Annotated in this window: 14 protein-coding genes; 9 read left to right on the plus strand and 5 right to left on the minus strand. The window is 70.8% G+C overall.

Going from position 1 to position 18,241, the window contains the following annotated elements; translation table 11 throughout:
- Positions 1–56: 56 nt before the first annotated feature.
- The 7 genes from AB0B97_RS12940 (at position 57) to AB0B97_RS12970 (ending at position 8,607) form a co-directional block, all read left to right on the plus strand.
- The gene (locus AB0B97_RS12940; protein WP_357493272.1) at positions 57–1,361 is read left to right on the plus strand and encodes an extracellular solute-binding protein; all 1,305 of its coding nucleotides are present in this window, start codon (positions 57–59) and stop codon (positions 1,359–1,361) included.
- Positions 1,362–1,428: 67 nt separating this feature from the next.
- Positions 1,429–2,397: a sugar ABC transporter permease gene (locus tag AB0B97_RS12945; RefSeq protein ID WP_357493273.1), complete on the plus strand. Its 969-nt coding sequence runs from the start codon at positions 1,429–1,431 to the stop codon at positions 2,395–2,397.
- A 1-nt stretch (position 2,398) separates the two neighbouring features.
- The gene (locus tag AB0B97_RS12950; protein ID WP_357493274.1) at positions 2,399–3,280 is read left to right on the plus strand and encodes a carbohydrate ABC transporter permease; all 882 of its coding nucleotides are present in this window, start codon (positions 2,399–2,401) and stop codon (positions 3,278–3,280) included.
- A complete protein-coding gene (yicI, locus tag AB0B97_RS12955) occupies positions 3,277–5,517 on the plus strand; it encodes an alpha-xylosidase (RefSeq protein WP_357493275.1) in 2,241 nt (746 codons plus the stop codon). The genes AB0B97_RS12950 and yicI overlap by 4 nt, the downstream gene beginning before the upstream one ends.
- Positions 5,514–6,911, plus strand: coding sequence for a GH1 family beta-glucosidase (locus tag AB0B97_RS12960; protein ID WP_357493276.1), 1,398 nt, complete (start codon positions 5,514–5,516; stop codon positions 6,909–6,911). Before yicI ends, AB0B97_RS12960 begins: the two co-directional genes overlap by 4 nt.
- 75 nt (positions 6,912–6,986) lie before the next feature.
- Complete coding sequence (locus tag AB0B97_RS12965) at positions 6,987–7,943, plus strand: helix-turn-helix domain-containing protein (RefSeq protein WP_357493278.1); 957 nt, start codon at positions 6,987–6,989, stop codon at positions 7,941–7,943.
- A gap of 16 nt (positions 7,944–7,959) precedes the next feature.
- Complete coding sequence (locus AB0B97_RS12970; protein ID WP_357493281.1) at positions 7,960–8,607, plus strand: DJ-1/PfpI family protein; 648 nt, start codon at positions 7,960–7,962, stop codon at positions 8,605–8,607.
- A 7-nt stretch (positions 8,608–8,614) separates the two neighbouring features.
- Here AB0B97_RS12970 and AB0B97_RS12975 read toward each other — a convergent pair whose 3' ends face one another.
- Positions 8,615–9,208, minus strand: a complete 594-nt coding sequence (locus AB0B97_RS12975; protein WP_234591166.1) for an NTP transferase domain-containing protein — start codon at positions 9,206–9,208, stop codon at positions 8,615–8,617.
- A gap of 433 nt (positions 9,209–9,641) precedes the next feature.
- Positions 9,642–11,351, minus strand: coding sequence for a bifunctional 3'-5' exonuclease/DNA polymerase (locus AB0B97_RS12980; RefSeq protein WP_357493450.1), 1,710 nt, complete (start codon positions 11,349–11,351; stop codon positions 9,642–9,644).
- A 99-nt stretch (positions 11,352–11,450) separates the two neighbouring features.
- On the opposite strand from AB0B97_RS12980, the gene AB0B97_RS12985 reads away from it, so the two are divergent.
- Together AB0B97_RS12985 and AB0B97_RS12990 are read left to right on the plus strand one after the other, a co-directional pair.
- A complete protein-coding gene (locus AB0B97_RS12985) occupies positions 11,451–13,172 on the plus strand; it encodes an ABC transporter ATP-binding protein (RefSeq protein WP_357493452.1) in 1,722 nt (573 codons plus the stop codon).
- 50 nt (positions 13,173–13,222) lie between these two features.
- Positions 13,223–14,920 (plus strand): ABC transporter ATP-binding protein, encoded by a 1,698-nt coding sequence (locus tag AB0B97_RS12990; protein WP_357493454.1) that lies wholly within the window; start codon positions 13,223–13,225, stop codon positions 14,918–14,920.
- Positions 14,921–14,924: 4 nt separating this feature from the next.
- Here AB0B97_RS12990 and AB0B97_RS12995 read toward each other — a convergent pair whose 3' ends face one another.
- From AB0B97_RS12995 to ngcE, 3 genes are read right to left on the minus strand one after another with little or no spacing between them, the layout of a single operon-like run.
- On the minus strand, positions 14,925–15,854 hold the full coding sequence (locus tag AB0B97_RS12995; protein WP_357493283.1) for a carbohydrate ABC transporter permease: 930 nt from the start codon (positions 15,852–15,854) through the stop codon (positions 14,925–14,927).
- Positions 15,854–16,762, minus strand: coding sequence for a sugar ABC transporter permease (locus AB0B97_RS13000; RefSeq protein WP_234591425.1), 909 nt, complete (start codon positions 16,760–16,762; stop codon positions 15,854–15,856). The genes AB0B97_RS12995 and AB0B97_RS13000 overlap by 1 nt, the downstream gene beginning before the upstream one ends.
- A gap of 18 nt (positions 16,763–16,780) precedes the next feature.
- Positions 16,781–18,220, minus strand: a complete 1,440-nt coding sequence (gene ngcE / locus AB0B97_RS13005; protein WP_234591424.1) for an N-acetylglucosamine/diacetylchitobiose ABC transporter substrate-binding protein — start codon at positions 18,218–18,220, stop codon at positions 16,781–16,783.
- Positions 18,221–18,241: the final 21 nt, after the last annotated feature.

Here is an 18,241-nt window from a genome sequence, read left to right on the forward strand (position 1 = left end):
ACGCGACGACGGGCCCAGTGAGATACCGGGCTCGATACTCAACGAGGAGGATAGCAATGCAGCGATTCCGCCGGATCGTCGCGGCGATCGCCCTGGCGGCGACCGCGACGACCACCGTGGCCGCGTGCGGCGGCGGCGAGAGCGAGGACGACAGCGGGGCCAAGACCCTCAAGCTCTGGCACTACGAGAGCGAGAACAGCGCGATGGGGGTCGGCTGGAACAAGGCGATCGAGATCTTCAAGGCCGAGCACCCGGGCGTCGAGGTGCGCTTCGAGCGCAAGGCGTTCGAGCAGATCCAGCAGAACGCCGGCATGATCATCAACTCGTCCGAGGGCCCGGACATCATGGAGTACAACAAGGGCAACGCGACGGCCGGCCTGCTGTCGTCGCAGGGTCTGCTCACCGATCTGAGCGCCGAGGCCGACAAGCGCGGCTGGGCCGGCAAGCTCAGCCCGAGCCTGCAGACCACCGCCCGGTACAGCGACAAGGGCGTGATGGGGTCGGGCAACTGGTTCGGCGTGCCGAACTACGGCGAGTACGTCATGGTCTACTACAACAAGGACCTGTTCGACCGCAACGGCGTCAAGGTGCCGACCAGCATGGCGGAGATGACCGCCGCGATGGACACCTTCGTCAGCAAGAAGATCACCCCGTTGGGCATGGCCGGCGCGGAGTACCCGGCCGGGCAGCTCTTCTACCAGTTGGCGCTGTCCAAGGCCGACCGGCAGTTCGTCGACAACTACCAGCTCTACAAGAACCCTGTCGACTTCAAGGCCGACCCGCTGAAGTACGGCGCGGACACGTTCGCCGAGTGGGTGCGCAAGGGTTACGTGGCCAAGAACTCGGCGAGCCTCAAGGCCGAGGACATGGGCACCGCGTTCATCGCCGGCAAGACCCCGATGATCGTCTCGGGCAGCTGGTGGTACGGCCGGTTCAAGACCGAGATGAAGGCCAACTGGGACACGTTTCTCTTCCCCGGCAACACCCTCAACGCCGGGTCGTCGGGCAACATCTGGGTGGTTCCGTCGAACAGCAAGGCCAAGAGCCTGGCGTACGACTTCATCGACATCACCCTGCGTCCGGAGATCCAGGACCTGATCGGCAACAACGGTGGCGTCCCGGTCGCCGCCGACGCGTCGAAGATCAGCGACCCGAAGGACCGCAAGCTGATCGAGGACTTCAACACGGTCAGCAAGTCCGACGGCCTGGCCTTCTACCCGGACTGGCCGGTGCCCGGCTACTACGACGTGCTGGTCGGCGGCTTCCAGGGCCTGATCAACGGGTCGAAGTCCCCCGACCAGGTGCTCGACACGATCGCCAAGCCGTACGCCGATGGCGTCAAGGAGATCACCGGCAAGTGACACGGCGAGCGGCGGGCACGACCGGCACGACCGGCGTGCCCGCCCGCCCCGCCGGGAAGGATCTTCCATGGCAGTCTCCGAGACCGTCGCCGCCCCACACCCGACGGCGACCCCCACCCCGCGCAAGCCCCGCCGCGGACCGCGCGGCCGCAACGCGGCCTACTGGCTCTACCTGCTCCCCGGAGCGGTGCTGTTCGTCCTGGTCATCGGCGCTCCCCTGGTCGGCACCGGTTACCTGTCGCTGACCAAGTGGTCCGGCATCGGCGACCCCACCTTCGTGGGGTTCGACAACTACCAGCGTCTGCTGCACGACGAGGTGTTCTGGGCGTCGTTCCGCAACACCGTGGCGATGATCGTCGCGATGGTGGTGGTGCCCACCCTGCTCGGGCTGCTGCTCGCCTCGGTGCTCTTCGACGTCATCGGGCGCCGGTTCAAGCCGCGTACCGCCGCCGCGCTGCGGGCCGCGTTCTACCTGCCGCAGGTGCTGCCCGTGGTGGTGGCCGGCATCGTCTGGGGTTGGATCCTGCGCCCCGACGGCGCGTTCAACAGCCTGCTCGACGCGGTAGGTCTCGGCGCGCTGCGCCACGACTGGCTCGGCGACCCGGGCACCGCCCTGCCGGCCGTCATGGCGGTGATGATCTGGGTGCAGATCGGCTACCCGGTGGTCGTGTTCATGGCGGCGTTGCAGCGGGTCGACCCGGAGCTGTACGAGGCGGCCGAGGTCGACGGCGCGAACTGGCTGCACCGGTTCCGGGCGATCACGCTCCCGCAGATCCGGCCGGAGACCTTCGTGGTCGCGTTGACCTGCACCATCGCCGCGCTGAAGGTGTTCGGGCCGATCTTCGCGCTGACCCGGGGCGGCCCGGAGAACGCCACGAACGTGCCGTCGTACTTCGCGTACTACACGTTCTTCAAGAAACTCCAGGTCGGCTACGGCTCCGCGATCTCCACAGTGCTCACGCTGATCATCGTGGTGGTGGCCGTGATCTTCATCTGGATGCAGGCGCGCAGCGAGCGCCGGGACCGGGGGTTCTGACATGGCCGTCACGCTCACGCCGGCGCCCACGCCGGTGCGCCGGCCGGTCCGCGACCGGCACCACCGCGGCGTCAGCCGCTGGGTCGTGCTCGTGCTGGTCACCCTCGGCGCGCTCGTCATGCTGGTGCCGTTCGCGTTCATGCTGCTCAACGCGTTCAAGTCGCCAGGCGACTATTCGTCGGGTGGGCCGCTGAGCTGGCCGGGCGAGTTCTACACCAAGGGTCTGCGGACGTACTGGACCGAGGTGAACTTCCCCCTCAAGCTGTGGAACTCGGCGCTCATCGCCGGCTCGGTGGCGGTGCTCGGCGTCGTCGTGTCCCTGCTCAACGCGTACGCCCTGGGCATCGGCCGGGTCCGCGGCCGGCTGTGGATCGTCGGGTTGTTCCTGCTGGCCAACATGCTGCCGCAGGAGGCGCTGATCTACCCGCTGTACTACGTGGCGAAGGAGATCGGCCTCTACAACACCCGACTCTCGGTGATCATCATCTTCACGGTGATCCAGAGCGCCTTCGGCACGTACCTGCTGGCCTCGGTCCTGGGCACGTTCCCGCGCTCGCTGCTGGAGGCCGCCGCGCTCGACGGCGCCGGCAAGTGGACGGTGCTGTGGCGGGTGGTCTTCCCCAACCTGCGACCCACGCTCGCCGTGCTCCTCATCTTCTTCTTCATCTGGACCTGGAACGAGTTCCTCATCCCGCTGGTCATGCTCATCGACAACCAGACGCAGACCATCCCGGTCGCGCTCGCGTCGTTGCAGGGCGACCGGCTGATGGACGCCCCGACGACCAACGCCGGGGCGTTGATCAGCCTGGTGCCGGCCATCCTCTTCTTCCTCATCTTCCAGCGCACTCTGGCGCGCGGCATCACGGCAGGAGCCGAGAAGTGAAGTTCACCGACGGGTACTGGCAACTGCGCCCGGGGGTCAGCGTGCTGCGCCCCGGCACAGTGGAATCGGTCGAGCCGGACGAGCGCGGCTTCACCGTCTTCGCGCCGGCCGGTCAGATCACCGGTCGGGGCGACACCCTGAACCGGCCCGTCGTCACCGTCCGGTTCTTCTCCCCCGCCCCCGGCGTCGTCGGGGTGACCATCGGCCACCACAGCGGCGGCCTGCCCCGCGAGCCGCACTTCGGGTTGACCACCGACGACACGCACCCGGTCACCGTCGACATCACCGGCATCACCGCGTCGCTGACCACCGGCGAACTGACCGCCCGGGTGGCGCTCATCGACGGCTGGCGGGTCGAGTTCCTGCACGGCGACCGGCTGATCACCGCGTCCACCGCGCGCAGCGTCGGCATCGTGACCGACGGGGAGGGCCGCCGGTACGTGCACGAGCGGCTCGCCCTCGGCGTCGGCGAGACGGTGTACGGGTTGGGCGAGCGTTTCGGCCCGTTCGTGAAGAACGGCCAGACCGTCGACATCTGGAACGCCGACGGCGGCACCGCCAGCGAGCAGGCGTACAAGAACGTGCCGTTCTATCTGAGCAGCGCCGGCTACGGGGTCTTCGTGGACCACCCGGAGCACGTGTCGTTCGAGGTCGGCTCGGAGGTCGTGGCGCAGAACCAGTTCAGCGTCGAGGGTCAGTCGCTCACCTACCACGTCATCGACGGGCCCACCCCGAAGGACGTGCTGCGCCGGTACACGGCGCTGACCGGCCGGCCGGCCCGGGTGCCCGCCTGGTCGTACGGGCTGTGGCTGTCCACGTCGTTCACCACGTCGTACGACGAGAAGACGGTGACCGAGTTCGTCGACGGGATGGCCGAGCGGAACCTGCCGCTGTCGGTGTTCCACTTCGACTGCTTCTGGATGCGCCAGTTCCACTGGGTCGACTTCATCTGGGACCCGGCGACCTTCCCCGACCCCGAGGGGATGCTGCGCCGGCTGCACGAGCGCGACCTGAAGGTGTGCGTCTGGATCAACCCGTACATCGCGCAGCGTTCGTACCTCTTCGAGGAGGGCCGCCAGGCCGGCTACCTGGTCCGTAACCCGGACGGTTCGGTCTGGCAGTGGGACAAGTGGCAGGCCGGCATGGCCCTCGTCGACTTCACCAACCCGGACGCGGTCCGCTGGTTCACCGGCAAGCTCAAGGTCCTGCTGGACATGGGCGTCGACTGCTTCAAGACCGACTTCGGCGAGCGCATCCCGACCGACGTGGTGTGGCACGACGGCTCGGACCCGCAGCGGATGCACAACTACTACGCCTACCTCTACAACAAGGCCGTCTTCGAGCTGCTGGAGACCGAGCGGGGCGAGGGCGAGGCGGTGGTGTTCGCCCGCTCGGCCACCACCGGCGGGCAGCAGTTCCCGGTGCACTGGGGCGGCGACTGCGAGGCGACGTTCGTCGCGATGGCCGAGTCGCTGCGCGGCGGGCTGTCCCTGGCGTCGTCCGGTTTCGGCTACTGGAGCCACGACATCGGCGGCTTCGAGGGCACCCCCGACCCGGCCGTGTTCAAGCGGTGGATCGCCTTCGGGCTGCTCTCCTCGCACTCCCGGCTGCACGGCTCCGGCTCGTACCGGGTGCCGTGGGCGTACGACGAGGAGGCCGTCGACGTGCTGCGGCACTTCACCCGGCTCAAGCTCAGCCTGATGCCGTACCTGGCCGCCACCGCGCAGGAGGCGCACCACGACGGCATCCCGGTGATGCGCCCGATGATCGTGGAGTTCCCGGACGACCCGGCCGCGGCGCACCTGGACCGGCAGTACATGCTCGGCCCGGACGTGCTGGTCGCGCCCGTGCTCAGCGCCGACGGCCAGGTCACCTACTATGTGCCGGCCGGCACGTGGACACACCTCGTGACCGGCGCGCAGCTCACCGGCCCGGCCTGGGTCACCGAGAAGCACGAGTTCGACAGTCTGCCGGTGCTCGTCCGGCCGGGCGCGGTGATCCCGTTCGGATCGCGCTCCGACCGGCCCGACTACGACTGGGCGGACGGCGTGCAACTGCGCCTCTACGCTCCGGCGGAGGGGCAACGGCAACGGGTGCGGATCCCGTCGCCCGGCGAGGGGCCGGGCGCGGAGTTCGAGGTGAGCTTCCGCGACGGTGTGGCCAGCGCGGAACTGGTGGCGGGTGACTCGTCGGCGTACCACTGCGTGGTCGCCGGGACGGAGGTAGCAGGACGATGACGGGACGCACCTTTCCGGAGAGCTTCCTCTGGGGCTCGGCGACGGCGGCGTACCAGATCGAGGGCGCGGCCACCGAGGACGGCCGTGGGCCGTCCATCTGGGACACCTACAGCCACACGCCCGGTCGGACGTTGAACGGCGACACCGGCGACGTGGCCGCCGACCACTACCACCGCTGGCCGCAGGACCTCGACCACATCGCCGAGCTGGGCCTGGGCGCGTACCGTTTCTCGATCTCCTGGCCGCGGGTGCAGCCGGGCGGGTCCGGGCGGTTCAACCAGGCCGGCCTGGACTTCTACTCCCGGCTGGTCGACGGCCTGCTGGAGCGCGGCGTCCGCCCGGTCGCCACCATGTACCACTGGGACCTGCCGCAGGAGCTGGAGGACGCCGGTGGGTGGCCGGTGCGGGACACGGCGCTGCGCTTCGAGGAGTACGCGTCGGGGATCGTCGCCGCGCTCGGCGACCGGGTGCACACCTGGACCACGCTGAACGAGCCGTGGTGCTCGGCGTACCTGGGCTACGGCTCGGGCGTGCACGCTCCGGGGCGGACCGAGCCGGCGGCCGCGCTGGCGGCGGTGCACCACCTGAACCTCGCGCACGGCCTGGCCGGCCGGGTGGTCCGGGAGCTGGCCCCGACCGCCGAGTTGTCGGTGACGCTGAACCTGCACGTGATCCGCCCGGCGTCCGACTCGGCGGCGGACGTCGACGCGGCCCGCCGCATCGACGCGCTGGCCAACCGGGCGTTCCTCGGCCCGATGCTGAACGGGGCGTACCCGGGCGACCTGCTGGCCGACACCGCGGGCGTCACCGACTGGTCGTTCGTGCACCAGGGCGACGAGAAGATCGCGGCCGTGCCCCTGGACGTGCTCGGGGTCAACTACTACTCCAGCACCCTGGTCCGCGCCTGGGACGGGCACTCGGCCCGCTCGGACGCCGACGGTCACGGCGCGTCGGCACACTCGCCGTGGGTCGGCGCCGACGACGTCGACTTCCTGCCGCAGCCCGGCCCGTACACGGCGATGGGGTGGAACATCGACCCGCCGGCCCTGACCGAGCTGCTGCTGCGGCTGGGCCGGGAATACCCGGGGCAGCCGCTGATGATCACCGAGAACGGCGCTGCCTTCGACGACGCCGTGTCGGCCGACGGCCGGATCCACGACGACCGGCGGATCGACTATCTGCGCCGGCACATCTCGGCCGTGGCGGACGCCCGGGAGCAGGGCGTGGACGTGCGGGGCTACTTCGTCTGGTCGCTGCTGGACAACTTCGAGTGGGGTTACGGCTACGACCGTCGGTTCGGGATCATCCGGGTCGACTACGACACGCAGGAACGCATCTGGAAGGACAGCGCGCACTGGTACGGGCGGCTCGCGGCCACCGGTCGTCTCGACTGAGCCGTCCCGCACGGTGTCACTATCCGTGGGTGGCGCGTCATGGCGCCACGCCGGTCGCCCCGACAGACTCAGGGCATGGTTGAGCGCGTCACAGTCGTCGCCTTCGGGGGTGTGCAGTCCCTCGACGTCGCCGGGCCGTGGGAGGTCCTCACGGGGGCGAACCGGTATCGGACCGCACACGGTGACGAGCGGGCGTACGACCTGAGGCTGGTGGGCACGGAGGCCGAAGTGGCGTCCGAGAGCGGCCTCGTCATGGTGGCCGGTGCGCTCGGAGAGCCCGTCAGCGGCGGCACCCTCGTCGTCCCCGGTGGCCGTACGGCGGCCGCCGGGGACGAGCACGACGACCTCGTCGCCTGGTTGCGGGGCTGCCGGCCGACCCGCCTGGTGTCGATCTGCTCCGGGGCGTTCCTCTGCGCACGGGCCGGACTGCTCAGTGGTCGCCGGGTGGCCACCCACTGGTCGCTGTCCCGGGAGCTCGCTCGGCGGTTCTCCGACCTCACCGTCGACCACGACGCCCTCTACGTCCACGACGGTCCGGTCTGGACGTCCGGCGGTGTCACCTCGGGAATCGACCTGGCGCTCGCCGTCGTGGCGGCCGATCACGGAGCACGGGTCGCGCAGGAGATCGCGCGCTGGCTCGTGATGTTCCTGCACCGGCCCGGCCAGCAGGCACAGTTCTCCGGCCCGGTGTGGCTGGAACGCGCCACCGACCGGCGGGTGGCCGCCGTTCAACGTGCCATCGACGCCGATCCGGCCGCCACCCACCGGGTCGACGATCTCGCCGCGCAGCTCGCCATGTCGCCCCGGCACTTCGAGCGTCTCTTCGCTCGGGAGACGGGGCTCACCGTCGGGCGCTACCGCACCGAGTTGCGTCTGGAGACCGCCAAACGCCTTCTGGTGCAGTCCGACCTCGCCCTCGACGTCGTGGCGGTCCGGGCGGGATTCGGTTCCGCCGAGTCGCTCCGACGTGTCTTCGGCGAACGGCTCGGTACGACGCCGGGCGCGTTCCGCGCACGCTTCTCGACCCTCTGACCGGAAGGAACCTCTGGTGACCCACGTCGTCATACCGCTCTACGACCGTTTCACCGCCCTGGACGTCATCGGCGTCTACCAGCCACTGGCCCTCACCCCGGGCATCGACGTGGTCCTGGTGGCCGAACGCCCCGGTCCCGTCCGCGACGACTGCGGGATGCTCTCCCTCGTGGCCGAGGCCGCGCTCGACGACGTGCGGGCGGCCGACGTCCTCGTGGTGCCGGGCGGGCCGGGGACCGGTCCCGCTCTCACCGGCCCCCTGCCGGCGTGGATCAGGCGGATCCACGCCACGACGACGTTCACGACCTCCGTGTGTTCCGGCTCGCTCCTGCTCGGGGCTGCCGGACTGCTGCGGGGACGACGGGGCACCAGCCACTATCGGGTAGCGCAGAAGCTGGTCCACTTCGGTGCCGAACCGACGGACCAGCGGGTTGTCGAGGAGCCCAACGCGCGCATCATCACGGCCGCCGGCGTGTCGAGTGGCATCGACATGGGGCTGAGACTCGTCGAACTCCTCACGGACCGCACGACGGCGCAGGCGGTGCAGCTGTGGATGGAGTACGACCCGCAGCCGCCCTTCGACAGCGGCCACCCCTCCCGCGCGACCGCCGAGGTGATCGCACGAGCGGCGGCGTACGAGAGCGCAGGCAGAGTGGCCCGATGACCTGGCCCTAGACCCCGACGCGCTGCGGCGGGACGGTGAGGCCGTAGAGCGCCATCAGCTCCGGGGTGTCGACGCGACTGCCGTCGGCCACCGAGTCGCAGGCGATGTCGACGATCTGGTCCTTGTGCGCCAACAGGTACGGCCGAGCGCCCACGTCCGCGCTGGCCAGCGTCGCGATGCCGGGCCAGTGCCGGCGGCCGAACAGCATCGGGTACCCGCGCAGCCCGTCGTAGGTGGCGCACACCAGCACATCCGGGTACGGCAGCGCGGCCACCCGGCGGACCGCTGCTGCGGTCAGGCCCGGCATGTCGACGGGCACCACCACCACCGCCTCGATCCCCGCGTCGTCCATGGCGGCCAGACCGGCGCGGATGGACGAGCCGACCCCGGTGCCCCACGCCTTGTTGATCACAACTGTCGCCTTGCCCAGGTCGGCGGTCTCCCGGACCTGGTCGGCGGCGGCCCCCAGCACGACCACGATCTGCTCGCAGCCGGCCTCGGTCATCGTGTCGATCATCTGGTTGACCAGGGGCTTCTCACCCTGGTGCAGCAGCGCCTCGGGACCGCCGATGCGGCGCCCCCCACCTGCGGCGATGATCATTCCTGCGATCCGGTTCAGCTGGGCCCCCTCAAGCACGGGACCGACCGTGACGGCCGGCCCCCTCCTACGGACACTGCAACGAGGAGGGCCGCGCACGAGTGGCGGGGCAAAACGGAGAAATAGCGCAACCGTTACACGCCAGACAGTTGCGCCGGGGGATCAATTGATCATTGGGCGCACTCCGGGGTAGCGGAGGTGTTCGGGTCGTCCTTTGCTCTGCTTCAACCCACGCAACACGGAGGGCCCGAAAGTGTTGCGTGGGTTGAAGCAGAGCAAAGGGAGCGGCACATAGGTGCCCCCTCGTCCGACACCCGGTGCGGGCACCCGACGTCAGGGGCGGTCATCAGAGGGTTGTCACCAGGATTCAGGCCCTTGACGCAGCGGCGGCGACCTACTTCTCGTCAGTGGACAACGGCAGGGCAGTGGCCGCCGGTCAGGCCGCGTCGGCGTAGCAGTCGACGATGGACAGATCCAGGGGGAAGCGCACCGGGGTGTCGCCGAACAGCAGCGCGGTGGCCCGCTCACCCGCCCTGCTCACCGCCGCCGCCACGGCCTCGGCCTGATCGGCCGGACAGTGCGCCATCACCTCGTCGTGCTGGAAGAAGACCAGCTCGGCGTCGGTGCCGGCCAGCTCGGCCCGCAGCGTGGCCAGCAGCGTCGAGGCCCACTCCGCGGCGGTGGCCTGGATGACGAAGTTGCGGGTGAAGCGCCCCCGGGAGCGGGCGGCCCGCGCCCGGGGGCTCTGCCGATCGGACGCGGCGTCCGGATCGGTCGGCAGCTCGTCGGGATCACCGAGCCCGACCGAGCCGGGTGGGCAGGTGCGCCCCAGCCACGAGCGCACCAACCCGCCCGCCTCGCCGGTGCGCGCCGCCGCCTCGACATAGCCGAACGCCGTCGGGTAGCTGCGTTTGAGCACCGCGAGCGCAGGCACCGCCGCACCGCCGGTCTGCCCGTACATGGCACCGAGCAGGGCCACCTTGGCGCGGGGACGGTCACCACCGAAGGAGTCCCGGGCGAGCGCGGCGTACAGGTCACCGGCGCCGCCCGCCGCCGCCAGCCGATCGTCGCCGGAGACCGCCGCCAGGACGCGCGGCTCCAACTGGCCGGCGTCGGCGACCACCAGCCGCCAGCCCGGGTCGGCCACCACCGCCCGGCGGATCACCTTGGGGATCTGCAACGCGCCACCGCCCCGGGTCGCCCAGCGACCGGAGACCACCCCGCCCGGCACGTACTCCGGCTGGAACCGACCGTCACGCACCCACTGCTCACGCCAGGACCAACCGTGCGCCGTCCAGATCCGGTACAGCTCCTTGTATTCCAGAACCAGGGGCACCGCCGGATGATCGACCCCGCGCAACACCCAGGCCCGGGTGTTGGGCAGCTCCACCCCGGCCCGGGCGAACGCCTTGAGCAGCTCGGCCGGGGAGTCGGCGTGCAGCTGGCGGACGCCGAAAGCATCGGCGATCCGGGCCGCCAGCTCGGCCAACCGGCGCGGCGGCCCACCGACCGGGGACGGCTCCCCCAGCAGCTCGGCGAGGATCGCGTCGTGCACCTCGGCCCGCCAGGGCAGCCCGGCGACGCCCATCTCCACCGCGATCAACGCGCCGGCCGACTCCGCGGCCACCAGCAGCCGGAACCGGCCGGGGTGCTCGGTGGTGGCGAGCCGGGCGACCTGGTCGGCGTACACCCGGGCCAGTGCCTCGATGCCCGGCCCCGGCGGACCGGGCAGGGTGTCGAAGAGCGCGCCCTGGCCGTGCCCGGGCGGCGCGGCGGCGCGCGGCGGCGGGTCGGGCGGCACCGCGGCACCGGTCAGGCGGGCCCAGGCGGCGGCCAGCGAGCGGGGCTCGCCCCAGCGGCCGGCGTGCCCGAGCAACAGGGCCTCGGTCAGCTCCACGTCGTGGCACCGCTCGACGCGCACCCCGGCCCGCAGCAGCGCCGGGTAGATCGCGCCCGCGGCGGCCCACACCCACCGCGGATGCTCGGCCGCCTCCCGTGCGGCCACCGCGGCCGCGAGGTCGCTGACGGTCTCGACCGGGCCGACGGGTCGGCCGGCGGCGTCGAGCGGACGCAGCTCTCCCCCACCGCGTTCGCCCGCCACCACCGCCACCAGCACGAATGTGATTCTGCCTTCCCCCTCCGACAGGAAAACGGGTCGGTGCGTCGGCCCGGTGCTCGATAGCGTGGCCAGGTGCCTCCCCAGATCCCGCACTCCGACCCCGGTATCCCCGACACCCGCGGTCCGATGCGGTACCTGTGGTGGCTGGTCCGCTGCCAACCCTGGCGCATTCTGCGCGGCAGCCTGCTCGGCACGGCCTGGATGGTCGGGCTCTCGGCCCGGCCCTACCTGATCGCCCGCGCCGTCGACGACGGCCTGCGCGCCCGCGACAGCCGCGCCCTGGCCCTGTGGGTCGTGGCGATCGTCGTGGCGGGGGTGGCGTTGTCGTACCTGGGGATCATGCGACACCGCACGATGACCTTCATCCGGGAGGACGCCAAGGCCCGCTCGGCGGAGGTGCTGCTGCGTCAGCTGTCCCGGGTCGGCGCGGCGCTGCCGCGTCGTTCCGCCGCCGGTGAGGTCGCCACCGTGGGCGGTTCCGACATCGACTGGTCGGCGCAGGTGCTGACCCTGACCGGGCCGGGGGTCGGCGCGATCATCGCGTACGGGGTCATCGCCGTGGTGCTGTGGTCGATCTCCCCGCTGCTCGCGCTCTGCGTGCTGCTGGGCGTGCCGGCTGTCGCGCTCGTCGTCGGACCGCTGCTGCGCCGGCTCGAACGGGCCGAGTCGATCTACCGCGGGCAGCAGGGCGCGCTGACCGCCCGGTCCGGCGACATCGTGGCCGGGCTGCGAGTGCTCGCCGGGGTGGGTGGCCGGGACCTGTTCGCCCGCCGGTACGCGAGCCGATCGCAGGAGCTACGCGCCGAGGGCTACCGCGTCGGCGCGGTCGTGAGCTGGATCGACGCGGCCACGGTGGCCATCCCCGGCCTGTTCCTGGCGGCGGTGGTGTGGCTGACCGCCCGGATGGCCGTCACCGGCGACGTCACGATCGGTGAACTCGTCGCCGTCTACGGCTACGTGGCGACGCTGATCGTGCCGGTCTGGTTCCTGTTGGAGGGCAGTCACCAGCTCATCCGGGGTCGGGTCGCCGCCCGGCGGATCGCCGGTCTGCTCCGGCTCGCCCCGGACGACGTCGGTGGGCCGGGCCGCCGGTGGCCGGCCGGTGTCCCCGGCGCCCGCGACCCGCACGCCGTGCCCGCGCCATCCGGCCCGGCCGACCTGCACGACCCGTCGACCGGGCTCACCATACGCGCCGGCCGGCTGACCGGGGTCGCCGCCGACGACCCGGCCGAGGCCGTGGCGCTTGCCGACCGGCTCGGCCGGTACGTCACCAGCGACGTCACCTGGGGCGGCGTGCCGCTGACCGCAGTCGCCCTGGACGAGGTCCGGGCCCGGATCCTGGTCGCCGACCACGACTCGTACCTCTTCGCCGGCACGCTGCGCGACGTGCTGGGCCCGAAGCCCGACGACGAGATCCGCGCCGCGCTGCGGGCCGCGTCGGCCGACGACATCGTCGACGCCCTGCCGTCCGGGCTGGACACCCCGCTGGACGCCCGGGCCCGGACGCTGTCCGGCGGTCAACGCCAACGGGTGCGCCTGGCCCGGGCGCTGCTCGCCGAGCCGGAGGTGCTGATTCTCGTCGACCCCACCTCGGCCGTGGACGCGCACACCGAGGCCCGCATCGCCGAGCGGCTCCGGATCGCGCGGGCCGGGCTGACCACAGTTGTGTTCGCCACGTCGCCGCTGCTGCTCGGCCGCGCCGACTGGGTCGCGCACCTGAGCGAAGGCCGGGTCGACTCCTCCGGCACCCACGAGGGGATGCTCGACTACGACCCGGGCTACCGGCACCTGGTGGCCCGGGGCAGCGATGACGGGCAGCACTCCGATGCCGAGGAGGCGTACCAGTGAGCCGCCTGCCGGTCGCGGATCGCGGCACCGTACGCCGCGCCCTGCGGGACATGATCAGCCGGCATCGCCGGGCCGTCGGCGTCGTGCTGGCGCTGCACAGCGCCGCCGCGATCGCCGGCCTCGCCCCGCCCTGGCTGCTGGGCGCCATCGTCGACCGGGTCACGGCCGGCGCGGGCGTGGCGACGGTGGACTGGCTGGCCCTGGCCATCGCCGGCTGTGTCGTGGTGAGCGCGCTGCTCGCCCGGTACGCCCAGTACGCCGGTCACCGCTTCGGTGAACGTGCCGTCGCCGAGCTGCGCGAGCAGTTCGTCGACCGGACGCTCGCCCTGCCCGTGTCGGTCGTGGAGCGGGCCGGCGCCGGGGACCTGGCGACCCGCAGCTCGGTCGACGTGGCGACCGTCGGCACCACGGTCCGGGACGTGGTGCCGACCATCGTCATCGCCTCGGTGCAGTTGACGTTGCTGTTCGGCGCGGTGTTCCTGCTGCACCCCCTGCTCGGGCTCGCGGCGCTGGCCGGGCTGCCGTCGATCGTGGCGGTGACCCGGTGGTACCTGCGGCGGGCCAGCTCCGCTTACCTCACCGAGGGCGCGGAGGCGGCCGAGTTGACCGAGGCGTTGACCACGACCGCCGAGGGTGCCCGCACGGTCGAGGCGCTGCGGCTCACCGACGACCGCGTCCGGTACGGCACCGCCCGCGTCGCCCGGGTGTGGCGTGCCCGTCGGGCGACGCTCGCCCTGCGTACGGTGTTCTTCTCCGTGGTCGAGGCCAGCTATCCCCTGCCGATCGCCCTGGTCCTGCTCGTCGGCGGCTACCTGCTCTCCGCCGACCTGGTGTCCCTCGGGTCGGTGATCGCCGCCGCGCTCTACCTGCAACAGGCCATCGACCCGATGGACCGGCTGTTGCAGTGGACCGAGCAGGCGCAGCGCGGCTTCGCGTCGTACGCCCGGGTGCTCGGGGTCGGGCTGGTCCCGCCGGAGTCGCCCGGCGTCACGACTACCTCGCGGGGCGAGCGGCTCGTCGTGCGCGAGGCGCGGTTCTCGTACGCCGACGGGCACGACGTGCTGCACGGCATCGACCTGGAGGTGCAGCCCGGCGAACGGCTGGCGGTCGTCGGCCCGTCGGGCGCCGGCAAGTCGACCCTGGCCCGGTTGCTGGCCGGCATCGACGCGCCACGGCAGGGCGTCGTCAGCATCGGTGGCTGCCCGGTCACCGACCTGGACCCGGCCGAACGTCGGCGGCGGATCGCCCTGGTCACCCAGGAGCACCACGTCTTCATCGGCTCGGTACGCGACAACCTCGCGTTCGCCGCGCCGGACGCCTCCGACGAGCAGATGCGCGCCGCGCTGGCCACGGTGGGCGCCGACTGGTACGACGAGCTGCCCGAGGGGCTGGACACCGCGCTCGGCGACGGCGCCCGCCAGCTCGGCGCGGCCGAGGCCCAGCAACTGGCCCTGGCCCGGCTGGTGCTCGCCGACCCGCACACGCTGATCCTGGACGAGGCGACCGCGGCGCTGGACCCGAGCACCGCTCGGCGGACCGAGCGCGCCCTGGCCGCCGTACTCGTCGGGCGGACCGTCATCGCCATCGCGCACCGGCTCAACACCGCGCACGACGCCGACCGGGTGGCCGTCCTGGCCGACGGCCGGATCACCGAGATCGGCAGTCACGACGACCTCGTCGCGGCCGACGGGGCGTACGCCGCCCTCTGGCGCTCGTGGCACGCTCACGCCGACGAGCGCCAGAGGTGACGGCCTACTTCACCGCGCCGGAGGTGAGCCCGGCCTGGATCTGACGCTGGAAGACCGCGTACACGATGATCATCGGGAGGATGGCGATGGTCAGCGCGGCGAACAGACCGGACCAGTCCGCCTCGTAGCCGGCGTTGACCGAGATGTCGGCGATGCCCTGGGTGAGCACCCACTTGTCCTTGGCGTTGGAGAGCAGCACCAACGGGAGCTGGTACTGCGCCCACTGCCCGATGATGTTGAAGATCGCCACGCTGATCAGGCCCGGCTTCGCCATCGGCATCATGACCTGGAAGAACAGCCGGGCGTGCCCGCAGCCGTCGATCATCCCCGCCTCGGCCACCGAGGTCGGCAGCGTCTTGAAGAACGCGGCCAGGAAGAAGACCGTGAACGGCAGCGAGTACGCGATGTAGACCAGCACCACGCCCTGGTAGGTGTCCAGCATGCCCAACTGCTTCACCACGAAGAAGAGCGGCACCAGGGCCAGGAAGACCGGGAACGCCAACCCCGAGACGAACAGGTAGTAGATCGCCCGGTTGCCCCAGAACCGGTACCGCGCCAGCACGTACGCCGCCATCGAGCCGAGCAGCATGGTGCCGAAGGTGCTGCACGAAACCACGAGGACGCTGTTGAGGAAGTACCGGCCGACGTTCGCCTTGGTCCACGCCCGGCCGAAGTTCTCCCACCGCAGCTCCGCCGGGAGCGTCCACGGGCTGCTGAAGATCTCACTGGTGTTCTTGAACGCGGCGAGGAACGTCCAGAGGATCGGCACGATCACGATCACCGCCCACACGGCGAGCGCGACGTGTCCCAGGCCGGCGAAGAGCCGCACCTCCGAGCGGGGGCCCTTGCCACGCCGGCCGCCGGTCGCGGAGTTCTCGCCGGTCTTCGGCGGTAGGGCCGCCGGCGTCGGCGGCAGCGTCGACTGGGGGTTCATCAGTACTCCACGCTTTCCCGCTTGGTGAGCCGCAGCGTCAGCGCCGCGAACGTGAGGGTGAGGAAGAACAGCGCCACGCCCATCGCGGAGGCGTAACCGTACTTCGAGTAGACGAACGCGTTGCGGTAGATCTCCATGGCCAGCACGGTGGTGGCGCCGTCCGGGCCGCCACCGTCGACCGAGAGCACGGCCACGATGGCGAACGCGTCGAACGCCGCGATGCCCAGATAGACCCACGCGACCTGGAGGGTGTCCCAGAGCAGCGGCAGGGTGACCCGGAAGAACAGCGTCACCCTGCTCGCCCCGTCCATCTCCGCGGCCTCGTAGATCTCGCCCGGGATGGAGGCCATCCCGGCCGAGAAGAGCACCACGTAGAAGCCGACGGCCTGCCAGACCAGCACCGCGAGGATCGACCAGAGGGCCAGGTTCGGCTTGACCAGGAAGAGGATCGGCTCCAGGCCGAACTTCATCAGCACACCGTTGATCAGGCCGGACTCGTTCGGCCGGTAGACCATCTGGAACAGCACCGCGATGATCGCCACCGCCAGGACCTGGGGGAAGAAGAACACCACCCGGTAGAACTTCGCCCCCCAGACCCCCTGGCGTTGACCGCCACTGCTCTTGCCACCCACGTTGAGCAGGAAGGCGAAGAACAACGCGATGGCGATCGTGATCAGCGGCAGGGCAAGCAGCAGTACGCCGTGGTGCTGGACCGCCTTCCAGAAGGCGCCGTCGTCGAGCAGCTTCCGGTAGTTGTCGAAGCCCACCCACTGCGGGGCGGAGAGCCCTCGCCAGTTGGTCATCGAGATCTGGAACGCCTGCGCGTACGGCCAGATAACGAATGTCACGTACAGCGCGACCGGGGCGAACAGGAACCCGATCACGAATGGATACTTGCCGTGCCGCATGACCCTAGCTCCGATCGATCAGCGCTTGAACTTGGCGACCGAGCTGTCCTTCTTGATCGCGTCGGCGCGCTTCTGGATCCGCTCCACGAAGGCGTCCGCGTTGATCCGGCCGAACATGAGCTCGTTGGTGGCGCTGCGCGCCTCGGTGTCGAGCTCCTTGTACCAGCCGTCGAAGTACAGGTTGAACACGTCCTGCCCGGCCGCCTTGAGCGCGGCCTGCGAGCTGGCCACACCGGGCGGGAAGGCGAAGCCCTCCGAACCGGAGGTGACCACGGTCGGGGCCTTGACCACCTCGGTGAAGCCCTTCGCGCCCGCCGTGGACAGCATCTGGCGCATGTACTCCAGGCCGCCCTTGGGGTTCTTGCTCTTCGCCGAGACGAAGTAGCCCTCGCCCGCGGTGGCCCGCAGCGCCGTGGCCGGCAGCTTGTCCGACGCGGTGAGGCTCGGCACCGGCATGAGCTGGTAGTCGAAGCCGGCCGGGGTGTCCTTCTTCTGCTCGCCCTCCAGCCAGTCACCGCTGGGGTACAGGGCCACCTTGTACTGGTTCTGCCGCAGCTGCACGTCGGTGTGCTTGAGCCCCTCGAAGCTCTTGTCGCTGAACTTCGCCCCGACCTCGGCCCACGCCGTGGCCGCCTGCTTGACCGCGTCCTGCTTCCAGGCGCCGTCCTCCAGGTTGTCGATGTTCTTCAGCACCTCCACGCCGCCGATCTTGGCGGCCTGGGTGAGGATCACGTTCCACTGGTAGTACGCCGCGTTCGCCCCGGCGTAGCCGTACGGCGTGATGCCCTTGGCCTTGATGGCGGTGAGCAGTTTGATGAAGTCGTCCCAGGTCTTCGCCGGCGCCCAGCCGTTGTCCTTGAAGAGCTTGCCCGAGTACCAGATGCCGAAGACCGTGGAGACGTAGTACAGCACGTACGGCTTGCCGTTGAACGAGCCCGCCTCGACGGTGCCCGGCACCACGGTGTCGCGGACCTTCTTGGCCGGGTCGTCGACCGACGGGGCGTCCCACAGCTCGGTGAGGTCCTGGAGCTGACCGTCGGCGACCAGCGCGCCGAAGTCCATCAGCTTCTCGCCCGAGTTGTTCACGAACTCCGGCGGGTTGCCGGACGCGAACCGCGGCTGCAGGACCGTGGAGACAGCCTGCGTGGACTGGTGCTTGATCTCCGCCTTGGGGAACGCCTTCTTGTAGAGCGGCTCGTGCACGTCGGTGGCGTACTTCTCGCCGTAGCCGCCGTTGAAGATGATCACCTCGATCGGAGCGTCGTCCTTGACGCCCAGCGGGTTCTTCTCACTCTTGGTGCCTTCGGCGGCCTTCTCGTTGTCCTTGTCGCCGCCGCTGCTCGTCGCGCACGCGCTGAGCAGGCCGATGGCCGGAGTGGCGAGCATGCCCACGGCCGCGGCGCGACGCAGCACCGTGCGACGGTCGAGTGCGGCCGGGTGCTCGGGGGTAATCGACATCGTCGTCTCTCCTTGTGGAAT

Source organism: Micromonospora sp. NPDC049004, from assembly GCF_040649315.1.
Lineage (GTDB): Bacteria > Actinomycetota > Actinomycetes > Mycobacteriales > Micromonosporaceae > Micromonospora.

Coding starts and splice junctions, on each gene's coding strand:
- AB0B97_RS12940 (WP_357493272.1), top strand. CDS start 57: ATGCAGCGATTCCGCCGGATCGTCGCGGCGATCGCCCTGGCGGCGACC.
- AB0B97_RS12945 (WP_357493273.1), top strand. CDS start 1,429: ATGGCAGTCTCCGAGACCGTCGCCGCCCCACACCCGACGGCGACCCCC.
- AB0B97_RS12950 (WP_357493274.1), top strand. CDS start 2,399: ATGGCCGTCACGCTCACGCCGGCGCCCACGCCGGTGCGCCGGCCGGTC.
- AB0B97_RS12960 (WP_357493276.1), top strand. CDS start 5,514: ATGACGGGACGCACCTTTCCGGAGAGCTTCCTCTGGGGCTCGGCGACG.
- AB0B97_RS12965 (WP_357493278.1), top strand. CDS start 6,987: ATGGTTGAGCGCGTCACAGTCGTCGCCTTCGGGGGTGTGCAGTCCCTC.
- AB0B97_RS12975 (WP_234591166.1), bottom strand. CDS start 9,208: ATGATCATCGCCGCAGGTGGGGGGCGCCGCATCGGCGGTCCCGAGGCG.
- AB0B97_RS12985 (WP_357493452.1), top strand. CDS start 11,451: ATGCGGTACCTGTGGTGGCTGGTCCGCTGCCAACCCTGGCGCATTCTG.
- AB0B97_RS12990 (WP_357493454.1), top strand. CDS start 13,223: ATGATCAGCCGGCATCGCCGGGCCGTCGGCGTCGTGCTGGCGCTGCAC.
- AB0B97_RS12995 (WP_357493283.1), bottom strand. CDS start 15,854: ATGAACCCCCAGTCGACGCTGCCGCCGACGCCGGCGGCCCTACCGCCG.
- AB0B97_RS13000 (WP_234591425.1), bottom strand. CDS start 16,762: ATGCGGCACGGCAAGTATCCATTCGTGATCGGGTTCCTGTTCGCCCCG.
- ngcE (WP_234591424.1), bottom strand. CDS start 18,220: ATGTCGATTACCCCCGAGCACCCGGCCGCACTCGACCGTCGCACGGTG.